The sequence below is a fragment of the Marinobacterium litorale DSM 23545 genome, from assembly GCF_000428985.1.
Classification (GTDB): domain Bacteria; phylum Pseudomonadota; class Gammaproteobacteria; order Pseudomonadales; family Balneatricaceae; genus Marinobacterium_D; species Marinobacterium_D litorale.
The window spans coordinates 42,392-54,485 of the sequence record NZ_AUAZ01000008.1; the positions used below are offsets into that span (position 1 = coordinate 42,392).

Here is a 12,094-nt window from a genome sequence, read left to right on the forward strand (position 1 = left end):
TCAATCAAGCAGTCTGGGCGCTGGGCTCAGCCGCTTTAACAGAGCTGCCGGCACGAACGGTCTGCCAGACGTTGTATGCCATCAGCAGCATACCGGTCAGGAAGAACGCGCCGCCCAACCAGCGGACGAAGTAACCCGGGTGGCTCGCTTCCAGTGCTTCTACGAAGCTGTAGGTCAGCGTGCCGTCAGCGTTAACTGCGCGCCACATCAGGCCCTGCAGGATACCGTTAACCCACATAGAGCAGATGTAGAGGACGGTACCGATAGTCGCCAGCCAGAAGTGGGTGTTGATCAGGCCTACAGAGTACATCTGGGCCTTGCCGAACAGTTTCGGGATCATGTGGTAGACCGCACCGATGGAGATCATCGCAACCCAGCCCAGGGCGCCGGCATGAACGTGGCCAACGGTCCAGTCAGTGTTGTGAGACAGGGCGTTTACGGTCTTGATCGACATCATCGGGCCTTCGAAAGTGGACATGCCGTAGAACGACAGGGAAACCACCAGGAAGCGCAGGATCGGGTCGGTACGCAGTTTGTGCCACGCGCCAGACAGGGTCATCATGCCGTTGATCATACCGCCCCAGGAGGGTGCCAGCAGGATCAGGGACATAACCATACCCAGAGACTGGGTCCAGTCAGGCAGTGCGGAGTAGTGCAGGTGGTGACCACCGGCCCACATGTAGGTAGCGATCAGTGCCCAGAAGTGCACGATAGACAGACGGTAGGAGAAGATCGGACGCTCGGCCTGCTTGGGTACGAAGTAGTACATCATGCCCAGGAAGCCGGCGGTCAGGAAGAAACCTACCGCGTTGTGGCCGTACCACCACTGAACCATTGCATCCACTGTACCGGGGTACATGGAGTAGGACTTCAGGAAGGTAACCGGCATAGCCATGCTGTTGACGATATGCAGCACTGCCACGGTGATGATGAACGCCATGTAGAACCAGTTACCGACATAGATGTGCGAGGTCTTGCGCATCTTGACGGTACCCAGAAATACAACCGCGTAAGCCACCCATACGGCGGTGATCAGCAGGTCGATCGGCCACTCAAGCTCGGCATACTCCTTGGCGGAGGTGAAGCCCAGCGGCAAAGTGATTGCTGCCGACAGAATAACCAGCTGCCATCCCCAGAATGTGAAGGAGGCCAACGCATCCGAGATCAGACGGGTCTGACAGGTGCGCTGCACGACGTAGTAGGACGTCGCGAACAGGGCGCATCCACCGAACGCGAAAATTACCGCGTTGGTGTGTAACGGACGGATACGTCCGTAGCTTAACCAAGGAAGGTCAAAGTTCAGTGCAGGCCACACCAGCTGTGCGGCGATCAGGACGCCGACGGCCATACCGACGATACCCCAGACCACCGTCATGATGGCGAACTGGCGCACGACTTTGTAATTGTAAGTCGGGTGTTCAGTTGCAGTGCTCATGTCAGGCTCTCATCAACAAGCTAGAATAGTAAGAAGAGTTCCGCCGCCAATTATCTGGTAATACCCCCACCATTTCAACGCGATGATTCATTTATCTGTGGTTTATTGTCGCACCGCAAAAGCCATCGGGATAATATCCAAGTAAATTGATTGGGATTTATTGGGGGTTTAGTTAATCTTTTGTTAATTAAAGGAATTTCTGTTTTTTAGGGGGCTCTATCAGAACGTATGCCCTGTTGCTTGTGGGGTTTTGGGTGGCGTTTGATGCCGCACTGTTAAAAACAAACAAAACTTTGCTTGATATGGATCAACGGCGCTATTTTAGGTCAGCTCTAAGCCTTTAGTATGAGGTTTTCGACTTTTTAACAATGGGTGATGTTTTTTTGACGTTGTGAATGGGAGACAGGGTCTCTATAGTGCGTCGCTTTTCATTCCCCTGACGGCGTCAACCGTCCACACCGTTGAGAGGTAAATAGCCGATGTCCGGGCTTGATACACTGGTTTTGCTCTGCCGCCCCGGTTTTGAACCTGAATGCGCATCCGAGATCAGCGAAGTCGCTGCCGCGGCGGGCTTTTATGGTTATCCCAGGCTGGATCAGGGGGAGGGGTATGTCACATTTTACGTTCATCCGCCCGCTACTGCGCTGGAGCTGATGGAGACAGTACGTTTTCGCTCTCTTATTTTCACGCGTCAATGGCTGGCTTGTCTGCCTAAGCTTGAAGATCTGCCGGCGAAGGACCGATTGACACCTGTAGCGGAGGCGGCAGCCCACTTACCGGCCTGTGCTGAAGTTGTCGCCGATACCGCGGATACCACAGAGGGCCGTGAGCTGCGCGGGTTCTGTCGCAAGTTTGTGTCGGCGCTTGCCCCTCATCTGCGCAAGGAAGGGGTATTGTTGCCGCGCAAGGAAAAATCGGCCTGGCGCATGCATCTGTTTGTTCTCAGTGGTCGTGAGATCTGGCTCGGAGTGGCTCCGGTAAAAAACAGTTCGGCCTGGGAGGGGGGGATTCTGCGCCTGAAATTCCCGGCCCGGGCGCCGAGCCGTTCCACACTGAAGCTGGAGGAGGCCTGGCATTGGTTTATTCCTAAACATCAATGGGATCGGCTGATCGCTCCGGGTATGCGAGCGGTGGATCTCGGGGCGGCGCCGGGTGGTTGGACCTGGCAGCTGGTTGAGCGAGGTATGTTTGTCACTGCCATCGATAATGGCCCCATGAATGAAGATCTGATGGAAACCGGTCAGGTGGAGCACCTTCGGGAGGATGCCTTTGTGTATGCCCCGGCAAAGCCGGTGGACTGGATGGTGTGTGATGTGGTTGAGAAGCCGGCCCGCACAACCGCATTGGTTATCGAGTGGGCGCTGAATGGATGGGCGCGTCAGATGGTCTTTAACTTGAAACTGCCGATGAAACAGCGCTATCCCGAAGTGCGCCAGTGTCTCGAGCGAATCGAGAGCGCTCTGGCTGATCAGGGTGGTTGGCGGCTTGAAGCGCGCCAGCTTTATCACGACCGGGAGGAGGTGACCTGCTGGCTGGCTGCCCCTGAAATACGTTGAAACCGTCACGCATGCCGGTTCAATGCTCAAAAATGGTGATCTTTTCCTCTGTTTCGAGCAGTGGCCCCAGGGTTTCCATCATCTCGCGCCGCTCCGGGCTGTTGTGCCAGCGCTCCCAGTCGGCAACGGAGCGGTAGGTGGCCTGAACCAGTCGATGGTTTGGGTCGGCAACGTTATGCAATATCTCACCGGATATGAAACCCGGCGCTTGCATGGCTCGTTGCAGTGTCTCCCGGGAGAGGCGGTCGTAATGAGGCCCCAGATCCGCCGCCACATGGCGTTCAATCATGACTTTGATCATAGTCGTATCCTCCAGCTTCCCTATGACTAAAAGGATAATCGCTTGCGAACGCTTGGCAAATACCTGAAGCGGTTCCTACGCCTGAGGCTTTTTGCGACAATACGCTCCTCCATTCACAACAGGATCCACGATGGACGATATAAAGCCAGATCAGGAGATGGATGCATGTGGCCTTTTTTGCCCTGAACCGGTCATGCTGCTTCACTCTCGAGTGGGTGAACTGGAGCCGGGTCAGGTATTGTGTGTTCGGGCTACAGACCCGTCGACTCAGCGTGACATCCCGCGGTTCTGCCAGTTTCTTGGCCATGAACTGGTCGCTACGGCAGAAGAATCGGGTAGTGTGTTCGTCTATTACATACGCAAAGGTTCCACCTGAAAGTGTCCGACATTGAAACGTTGCAGCAGCGCTTTGAGGCGATGCTGCTTGATTGTGAGAAGCGCCTGCAGGCTTTAGAAGGAAGCCGGGCGCATAGTGTGACAAGTGAGAGCAAGCCAGTGACTGATAATGAGAAATCGCCGGAGGCGAAGAATCGCAACCGCGCCAAAAACCGCGCCGCTAACCAGGCTGCGCTGCAGCAGCTGTGCGAAGCCTACCCGGAGGTTTTTAATCGCGACAACGTGCGTCCGCTGAAAATCGGCATCCAGGAGGACCTGATAGCGGATGAGAAACTGGCTCGCAACCGCATCAAACGTGCTTTGGCCAGTTATGTCCGCAACCCCGCCTACCTGAAGGCGCTGGTTGTGGGGGCTGAACGCGTTGGAATTGACGGTCAAGCATCGGGCAGTGTCACTGAAGAGGAGGCTGCGCACGCGACAGAAAAGCTTGATCAGATCAAGCAGGAGCGGCGTGAGCGCCAGAAGCAGGAGCGTCAGCAGGCCCGCCAGCGGGCGGAGCAGGAGAAGGAAGAGCGCTTGAGCAACAAGCTGGATCAGTTGCTAGAGTTGAACAGGAAGGCGCGCTAACGCGTGCCTTGACTTGATAGGGGAGTGGAATGATGTCGAATGCGCTGACGTTGAGCTGTCCCAGCTGTTTCGTGACCAATCGGGTGCCGGTTGATCGCCTTGCCCAGGCTCCGGTATGTGGCCGTTGTGGAGCTCCCTTGTTCCAGGGACGTCCTGTTGCAACAAATGAAGCGCAGTTCGAGAAACTGATCGCTAATACCGAGTTACCGGTTGTGGTTGATTTCTGGGCCGACTGGTGTGGCCCCTGCAAAATGATGGCCCCGATCTTTGAGCAGGCTGCGCGCAGCTTTGAGCCCCGGTGTCGCTTTGTGAAGGTAGACACTGAACAGGCGCCGGGTTTGTCTGCGCGCTACGGGATTCGAAGTATACCTACCTTGATCGTATTTCGTGATGGTCGCGAGGTGGGGCGCCAGGCGGGTGCGTTGGATCGCTCCGCCCTGGAGCGCTGGGTCGGCGAGTTTCTCTAAGTAGCCAGGTTTGGCTGGCTACTCAGGTCAGTGGCGCCGGTTGGCCATGCAGGAAGCCCTGGACGCCATCGATGCCCATGGTGATTAGCGTACTGCGCTGAGTCTCGCGCTCGACGTGCTCGGCGTAAGCCTTGATATGGATGTTGTGCGCGACGCCCACCAGGCTTCGCACGAAGAACCGGTCTTCATCGCTATGATCGATCTCCCGGATCAGTGAACCGTCAATTTTCAGGTAGTCCGGCTTTACCGCGTACAGATAGCTGAACCCGCTTGGGTGTATGCCGAAGTTGTCAACGCCAAACCCGATACCCCAGTGCCTCGAGGCTTCGCGCAGGCTGCGAACGGCCTCCGGGTTGTTGAGTATCGTCGTTTCATTGATCTCCAGTTGCAGCCGGTCCGGTGTATTTAGATCTTTGAGCCTGGCGTCCAGCCACTGGATAAACCCGTCACTGAGCAGCGCATCCTGACCCAGGTTGACACTGATCCGGATTCCCCTGGGTTCCCGTTTCAGATAATTGATGGCGTTCACAAGTACCGCGCGGTCCATGGCGTCCAGCAGGCCAAGCTCGCGGGCGACACCAATAAATCGGCCGGCGGGGCAGGGTTCGTTCTGTTCATCAAGAATTCGGGCCAGTAGCTCGCCATGAATTTGCTGGCCGTCGGGGTCCAGTAGCTGCTGATACTGCAGAAACACCTGCCCATTATTGATCGCCGCCGCCACATGATGATGCCAGCCGTCTGTGGTCTCCTCCTGGCCGCGGATCGATCTGTACTCCGCGTAACGCTGGTCGCGATCCAGTGCCTGCTTGAGGGCCAGGCGAGCCTGGGAAATTAACTCGTCCGCGGAGCTGTGGTCACCGCTGTGACTGAGCCCCACCACCGCGGGAAGTGGCGGTGTCCTGTTCTCATAGAGACTGGCAAGCCGATTGGCGAGGTGATCGTATATAAGATCAAGCGGCGCGCGCAGCGTCTGCAGGGGCTGCTGAGGCAGCAGAACAAGGAAAAGGCCGCCGCCAATGCGGCCACACAGTGGGCGTCGTGCGGTTTGGGTCAGCACGCTAAGCTCGTCGGCCACCTGTTTGAGGTAATGATTGGTTGCGTCTTCGCCGCACTCGCTGTTAAGCCTGCCCAGTTCCGGAAGCTGAATCAGCAGTAACGAAGAAGGGCCAAAATCTCGATCATACTCGACGCGCTCACGCAGTTGGGCGAGGGTTGCACGCTCATTGTAAAGCCCGGTCAGCGCATCCTGATAGGCAATTCCGCGCAACTCTTCGATATTTTTAGCTTGCTCCTCAAACATGTGACGGACCTGGCCGACCATCTCATTCATCGCGTGCACCACGGTGCGTAGTTCGCGGGTATGGGGAAGTTCAGGCTGCTCGATATATTGCTTGCGAGCCAGTGCGTTTGCCTGTTCCTCAACTGTTTTAAGCGGTTTTAGCAGATACCGGAGCAGCAGACTGATGGCCAGGCCCGATGCCAGTGCAAGTGCTATGAACAGGACCAGTGTGCGTTGAGCCGCCTCCCAGTAGCGTTCGTAGGCATAGCCTGCCCGGCTCTGGACATGAATGGTACCAACCTGACGCCATTGATGGGCGACGCTGCGTTCCATCTCCGGTGGTGTAAGGTGAATCAGGTCGACAAACCATGTGGGAACAGATTCGCTGATTTCAGGTGGGGTATCTTTAACGAACAGGGTGTCACCGTTGGGACTGGTCACCTCAATCCGTTGGTAAAATCCGCTGTCGAAGATTGCGTTGACGGCCGTCTCAATGGCCGCGGCATCCTTGGCTGCCATGTAGGGGGCGATGTATAGGCCGAGGTGGGTGGCGCTGTCCTGGGCATGTGATTCGAGCTGGCGCATCAACATCTGTTTGCCGCTGTCGGAGATGATATACAGGGTGCCCGATGCAAGCCCGACGAGTACGGCAAACATGGCGGCTATGAGTTGGTTGACTAGAGACATAGCGATTCCTTGCGACCCCTTATTGCACATTAACATTGTTGGTATCGATGCGTGATTGAACCTGGACCCAGGGTTTGAGTCGGTCGGCACTTCCCACCAGCTGGGAACGGCGGCCCCGCTTTGTAAGCCACAGATTATCCCCGTTGAAAGTATATACGTGGAGAAGATCGGGGCGCTGATCCGCGGTCTTGATCTCGCCAATCAGGTTGTCGAGCACCAGGGGGACCGCATCTTCAGATGGGTAATAAGTCAGTACCATGTGCGCCTGATTCAACTCCAGCGCCTTGACATAGGCCAGGCTCATTTTACTCACATCCACGCCCAGCTCATTAAGTGTGTAGTACTTGGCGATGCTGAAGTCCTCGCAGTCGCCGCCGTTGGATATCAAAAACTCAACCGGTGTCGCCCAGTAGTCCTCTTGTCGCCAGTGGTCGATATCATCCAGAAAGCGCACTTGATTGAAAAATGCGTTTACACGCTCCAGTTTCTCGGTCTCGGGTGCATCCGCGAGATCCGACATCAGCTTTTGCCAGGCGGTCAGGCGACGCTGAGCCTGATCGCCATAAAGACGTCCATACTCGGCGATCTGTTCAGCGCTTAAACGGACGCCATCTGAAGCGATGCTAGCCAACGCCAAAATCAGAGACAGCACGACCGATAGATTCAGCACTCGGTAACGCTGCTTCCTGGTGGAGTTCGCTGTGTCCCGTGGTTTCAACTGCACTGCCCCTTATCCTGAGCGCATATGATGAGTAATCTTGCCCAAGGGGACAAGCTTTGCGTCCGGCGGGGCCCCTTATCCGCCGGGCATCATGCCGCACTGGGACAGCAGGGTTTGCCAGGCGCGCGTATGCCGGTCCCGCGCCGCTATGTAGCGGCCCCATAGGCTTTGTTCGCTGTCTCCGAAGAGTTTCTTCAGGTAATCCGCTGCCGGTTGGGGTGCCGGCAGGGCGTTAGTGATAGAGAGCTGGTAGTAGCGCCACCGCTCTCCCTGGCGGTGTACCAGCGATAAATAGGGTTGGAGTTCACCGGCGTAGTAGGTCTGGAAAACGTTGCGAATGATTCGAGCCTGATTGTTGGGTTTTTGTTGAAAGCAGACTGGACGTTCTGCCAGACGCTGCTCCAGCGCATCCGCCGTGCTGTCAAGCGTGGCCGTGATCAGTGCCAGACTTTGCAGCCAGGCGGCGCCAAAGTCGGAGCGATACAAAGACTCGAAGTCCTGCTCCAGGTCATCGATAAAGTGGGGGGCTTGCCAATGGTGCCTGTCAGTCAGCGTCGCAAGCTGTTCGAAGTGCACCAGCGCGGGTTGTAATGATGAAAAGACGGATGAGGCTGTCAAAGGCAGGGGTTGGCCTGTCAGGGCAAAATGCTGTTCCATCTCCGGGCTCAGGTAGAGGCTGTTCCAGAGCACGCCCCCGAGATTATCCGCTTTGGCGTCAATGACTTCATCAAGGCGTGCTTTCAATCTCGCCAGATCGGGGGCGTTATCTTCCGCCAGATCTTCCCGGCACTGGCGCAGGGCAGGCAGCAGTTTTATCTCATAGATCAGGCGCTGTGAGCCGGGGGCGAGTTTTCCCAGTGACGAGTTACGCTCTGCTATGGTGTGCAGCAGGCCGCAGTGGCGAAAATCCAGCACATCGACCAGTCCTTCGCTGAGCGCGGTAACGTCCAGTGAGCGAGCGCGAGTGGGCGGAAGAGGGGGAATCCGGCCAGAGGCTAGATCCAGATTCAGGTCCACTTCATGCTCGATGGCGTTTCCGACTCGGTCCGCATAATTGTCCAGTAACGCGTGGACCTCGGATTGTTGGGAGCAGCCCGTCAGCAATCCCAGCGTAACGAGTAAAAGGCCGCGTAAAATCAACATCACTCTCACGTCTCTAAATCGTATCTGTAAGCTTACGTCAGATCGGTGTCGTGTGATCAGTTCCCGAGCCGGATGATTTCGGCCAGACCGGCTATTATCGGGCGATGGATGAAAAAAGGGCGCCGCCTGGGCGCCCCTGTTGTCCGAGGTGGGGTCAGTCGATACGGCGACGGACGTAGGAGCCCGGGGCCGCTTCAATAACGGGATGATCTTTATCGCCGTATTCGGCTGGCGCATCAATCTTCTTGCCTGCACGACGGCGCACCCAGTCTGCCCAATGCGTCCACCAAGAGCCTTCGTTGTTTTCGGCGGTTTCTAGCCAGTGATCGGGCCCTTTGCCCTGTTCTCCTTTGGTCCAGTAATTACGGCGGTTTTTCCAGGCCGGGTTGATTACGCCGGCGACATGGCCACTGCCGCCGAGAACGAACTCAATATTGCTGCCAAAGGTTTCGGTAGCCTTGAAAGTACCCTTCCAGGGCGCGATGTGATCTTCAATGGCGGAGAGGAAGTAGCAGGGGATCTTGATCTTGCCCAGATCAATCTTCTCGCCGCAAATGGTGAGTCCTTCGGGTTTGGCCAGGCAGTTCTCCAGATACATCTTGTTCAGATAGAAGGAGTACATCTTTGCCGGCAGGTTGGTGGAGTCACTGTTCCAGTAGAGGATGTCGAACGGCGGTGGTGTCTGACCCTTCAGATAATTGTTGACGACATAAGACCAGATCAGGTCGTTGGCACGTAGCATATTGAACGATGTGGCCAGCTCGCGGCCGTTGAGTACGCCCTGGGAATTAACCTTGCTTTCCAGCTGTTTAACCTGATATTCGTCGATAAAGACACCCAGGTCACCCGGTTCCTCGAAATCGGTGAGAGTCGTGAGGAAGGTGCACGAACCGACGCTATCATCTTTTCGGTTAGCCATGACACCCAAGGCGGTTGCCATCAGGGTTCCGCCTACACACCAGGCTACGGCATTTACTTTCGGGCTGTCCGTGATCTCTTTGGTGACTTCGATCGCTTTGAAAATACCCCGCTCAACGTAATCATCCCAGCTCAGGTCGCGCTGTTCCGGTGTCGGGTTGGCCCAGGATACCAGGAACACGTTCTGGCCCTGTTCCAGGCACCAGCGCACAAATGAGTTATGCTCCTGCAGGTCAAGAATATAAAACTTGTTGATGCTTGGCGGCACGATCAGGGTCGGGCGCTCGTATACCTGCTCGGTTTTCGGCTTGTAATGGATCAGCTGGAAGAGGTCATTCTGAAAAACCACGGCACCTTCGGTGGTAGCCAGGTTTTTACCCAGCTCGAAGGCATTTTCGTCGGTCATCGAGATCCGGCCTTTCTCCACATCGCTCAGCAGGTTTTTCAGACCGTCCACCAGGCTTTGGCCCTTGGTCTCCAGGGCCTGCTGCATCACTTCAGGGTTGGTTATGGCGAAGTTGGTGGGGGAGAAGGCATCCACGTATTGCTTGGTGTAAAACTCAAGTTTGCTTTGCTCGCCGTTGGAAAGCTTCGCGTTGTGAGCCATGTCCACCAGCATCTTGGAGGTTAGCAGGTAGGACTGCTTGATGTAATCGTAAACCGGGTTGGCCGACCACTCTTCGCCCTTGAAGCGGCGATCACCCGGCTCGGGCTGGACCACGGGCTGCTCGGCACTTGTACCGCTGAGCAGGTTGCGCCAGAGGTTGAACTGGGCTTGCTGATAGTCGGTGATGGCGCGGATCCAAACGGTGGGGTCTTCCAGGGAGCGGGTCGCCAGCTCCGTCCATGACTGGGTGAACTGACGGAAAATATCATCGCCACCGGATGCGGAGAACATCTCCAGCACCTTATTGGTTTCTCGGTTGACGAAGTTGATAAATTCCTGGGGATCGTTGATGTAGTTGCCGCTCTCTGTTGCTTTATCCATAGAACTACCGACTCCAAAACATATAAAAGTGTGAGCGGCCGGATCTGCGGGTAGGCATTTCCGGCTGATTTTTGAGCATAGACCCAGCCGGAAACGAGGACAACCCTCGTTTTAGTGTGGCGACTGCTTCGGTCAGGTGCGATGCTTCTCCTCAATCATGGCATCGATGTGTTGCAGTATCTTGTAACTCTCCTCTTCAGCATCGGCCATGGTGTTCACAATTTGCTTGCGGATGGCCGCATCGCCGCGCCAGTTCTCGCCTCGCAGCGAGACGGCATCCTGCACCAGGCGGTGCACGGCCGCGTGAGGGGCTTCCAGTTGACCGTAGGCGCGGGTGTTGGAGAAGCTTTCCGCACCGAGGCCGTCGTAATACCAATGTCCAAGACGGCATTCGGTGTGATCGCGTTGTACCGCGTCTTCCTCTTCGGGCCAGGACTGGCTGTCATCGAATAGCAGGTAGCCATACTGTTTGAAAATAACGTGATCCGCTTTGGTCAGGGATCCGAAAGTGCGGTCCTTGGCATGGCTGAGATAGCGCTTGGTTTGGTTGGCGCCGTCGGCGATGGCGTCGAATTGGGCGCTGAACTGTTCGACAAGCTCGCTGACTTCGGCCGATTCGCGGTTGGACTCGCGGGCCTGTTCAACCATCTGATCGACGCGAACGTTGAAACTCTCGATGGTGTGGGTGACGTCCACGGCGGCATCTTTGGTGCGCCGCGACAGCGCTTTTACTTCATCGGCGACCACCGCAAATCCTCGACCCTGCTCACCGGCACGGGCGGCTTCGATCGCGGCGTTGAGAGCCAGCAAATTGGTCTGATCGGCTATATCGGTGATGATCGACAGGGATTCAGCCACTTTATGGCTGTCCTGGCCCAGTTGCTCGATCACGGTAACCACAGAGTCGATGGTCTCGTGGATTCGGCGCAAGGCAACGACCATCCGTTCCACGGAATTACGACTCGCCATTGCTTCGGTTTGGCTGCGATCGGCAATACCCTCGATCTGCTCCATCTCCTGACTGATACTGACCAGGTCGGCTTGGTTCTGCTTGAGGTTCTGGATCAGGTGTTTGGTATTGAGGCTGTGTAGCTCTGAGTTGAGCTCGTTGCCGGCGACAAATTCGGCTCCTTTGCGCATCACATCCAGGGACGTATTGATGCGCTTGAGCGACTCTCTGAGCTGTCCGGGCAGGCCTTTATACAGCGCATAACGGTCATAACGCCCCTGACTGACGTGACGGAAACAGGTGTCGACCTCTTTGAAGTAGGTTTCGATCTTGTCGAAGAAATCGTTGAGCTCCCAGGCAACCAGGCCCGCTTCGCCGAGTTCGACTGTACGGCTGATCCGGCTGTCGAAACCGCCGCGATTGGCTTCGGCCAACGTATCCCGTACCTGCTCCAGAGTCATAAAGGAGCGGCGGATACTGCGATACAGAAACAGCGACAGGAGGCCGGTGAGGATCGGCAGTAGCGTCATGACCGCCGAGAGCATCAATTCGCCCACGACCGCAAAATAGATAACCGGTACGAGGCACAGGAGAGGCACTGCGGCCGCTGAAAACAGTAGTCGCTTTTTCAGGAAGGGGCGACCATTCTCATGGGCCGATCCGGATCTGTTTGAGGCTACCAACTTT

General features: G+C 56.3%; 11 protein-coding genes. 4 read left to right on the forward strand and 7 right to left on the reverse strand.

The annotated features are described in order from the left end of the window. Positions 1-4: 4 nt before the first annotated feature. Positions 5-1,435 carry a cytochrome-c oxidase, cbb3-type subunit I gene (gene ccoN, locus G403_RS0108535; protein WP_027853616.1) on the reverse strand — a complete coding sequence of 477 codons (1,431 nt, stop codon included), beginning with the start codon at positions 1,433-1,435 and terminating at the stop codon, positions 5-7. A gap of 479 nt (positions 1,436-1,914) precedes the next feature. Here ccoN and rlmM point away from each other — a divergent pair, with 479 nt between their 5' ends. Further along, the gene (gene rlmM / locus G403_RS0108540; protein ID WP_027853617.1) at positions 1,915-2,991 is read left to right on the forward strand and encodes a 23S rRNA (cytidine(2498)-2'-O)-methyltransferase RlmM; all 1,077 of its coding nucleotides are present in this window, start codon (positions 1,915-1,917) and stop codon (positions 2,989-2,991) included. A gap of 19 nt (positions 2,992-3,010) precedes the next feature. Here rlmM and G403_RS0108545 read toward each other — a convergent pair whose 3' ends face one another. Further along, positions 3,011-3,292, reverse strand: a complete 282-nt coding sequence (locus G403_RS0108545; RefSeq protein WP_027853618.1) for an antibiotic biosynthesis monooxygenase family protein — start codon at positions 3,290-3,292, stop codon at positions 3,011-3,013. Between the two features lie 130 nt (positions 3,293-3,422). Between G403_RS0108545 and tusA the strand changes: the two genes are divergently transcribed. The 3 genes from tusA to trxC are packed head-to-tail and all read left to right on the forward strand — an operon-like array spanning position 3,423 to position 4,722. Then, positions 3,423-3,668 carry a sulfurtransferase TusA gene (gene tusA, locus G403_RS0108550; RefSeq protein WP_027853619.1) on the forward strand — a complete coding sequence of 82 codons (246 nt, stop codon included), beginning with the start codon at positions 3,423-3,425 and terminating at the stop codon, positions 3,666-3,668. Positions 3,669-3,670: 2 nt separating this feature from the next. Further along, positions 3,671-4,255, forward strand: coding sequence for a ProQ/FINO family protein (locus tag G403_RS22700; RefSeq protein ID WP_027853620.1), 585 nt, complete (start codon positions 3,671-3,673; stop codon positions 4,253-4,255). Between the two features lie 32 nt (positions 4,256-4,287). Next, a complete protein-coding gene (gene trxC, locus G403_RS0108560; RefSeq protein WP_027853621.1) occupies positions 4,288-4,722 on the forward strand; it encodes a thioredoxin TrxC in 435 nt (144 codons plus the stop codon). Between the two features lie 22 nt (positions 4,723-4,744). On the opposite strand, the gene G403_RS0108565 is transcribed toward trxC, so the two are convergent. The 5 genes from G403_RS0108565 to G403_RS25775 all read right to left on the reverse strand — a co-directional run bounded on the left by G403_RS0108565 (position 4,745) and on the right by G403_RS25775 (position 12,090). Further along, positions 4,745-6,688, reverse strand: a complete 1,944-nt coding sequence (locus G403_RS0108565) for a bifunctional diguanylate cyclase/phosphodiesterase (protein ID WP_027853622.1) — start codon at positions 6,686-6,688, stop codon at positions 4,745-4,747. Between the two features lie 19 nt (positions 6,689-6,707). Beyond that, complete coding sequence (locus G403_RS0108570; RefSeq protein WP_245578223.1) at positions 6,708-7,412, reverse strand: transglutaminase-like cysteine peptidase; 705 nt, start codon at positions 7,410-7,412, stop codon at positions 6,708-6,710. 72 nt (positions 7,413-7,484) lie between these two features. After that, positions 7,485-8,552, reverse strand: coding sequence for a DUF3080 family protein (locus tag G403_RS0108575; RefSeq protein WP_027853624.1), 1,068 nt, complete (start codon positions 8,550-8,552; stop codon positions 7,485-7,487). A 154-nt stretch (positions 8,553-8,706) separates the two neighbouring features. Continuing rightward, complete coding sequence (locus G403_RS0108580; RefSeq protein WP_084403986.1) at positions 8,707-10,458, reverse strand: PHA/PHB synthase family protein; 1,752 nt, start codon at positions 10,456-10,458, stop codon at positions 8,707-8,709. A gap of 132 nt (positions 10,459-10,590) precedes the next feature. Continuing rightward, the gene (locus G403_RS25775) at positions 10,591-12,090 is read right to left on the reverse strand and encodes a methyl-accepting chemotaxis protein (RefSeq protein WP_027853626.1); all 1,500 of its coding nucleotides are present in this window, start codon (positions 12,088-12,090) and stop codon (positions 10,591-10,593) included. Positions 12,091-12,094: the final 4 nt, after the last annotated feature.

Coding starts and splice junctions, on each gene's coding strand:
- G403_RS0108580 (WP_084403986.1), bottom strand. CDS start 10,458: ATGGATAAAGCAACAGAGAGCGGCAACTACATCAACGATCCCCAGGAA.
- trxC (WP_027853621.1), top strand. CDS start 4,288: ATGTCGAATGCGCTGACGTTGAGCTGTCCCAGCTGTTTCGTGACCAAT.
- G403_RS0108575 (WP_027853624.1), bottom strand. CDS start 8,552: ATGTTGATTTTACGCGGCCTTTTACTCGTTACGCTGGGATTGCTGACG.
- rlmM (WP_027853617.1), top strand. CDS start 1,915: ATGTCCGGGCTTGATACACTGGTTTTGCTCTGCCGCCCCGGTTTTGAA.
- tusA (WP_027853619.1), top strand. CDS start 3,423: ATGGACGATATAAAGCCAGATCAGGAGATGGATGCATGTGGCCTTTTT.
- G403_RS0108545 (WP_027853618.1), bottom strand. CDS start 3,292: ATGATCAAAGTCATGATTGAACGCCATGTGGCGGCGGATCTGGGGCCT.
- G403_RS0108565 (WP_027853622.1), bottom strand. CDS start 6,688: ATGTCTCTAGTCAACCAACTCATAGCCGCCATGTTTGCCGTACTCGTC.
- ccoN (WP_027853616.1), bottom strand. CDS start 1,435: ATGAGCACTGCAACTGAACACCCGACTTACAATTACAAAGTCGTGCGC.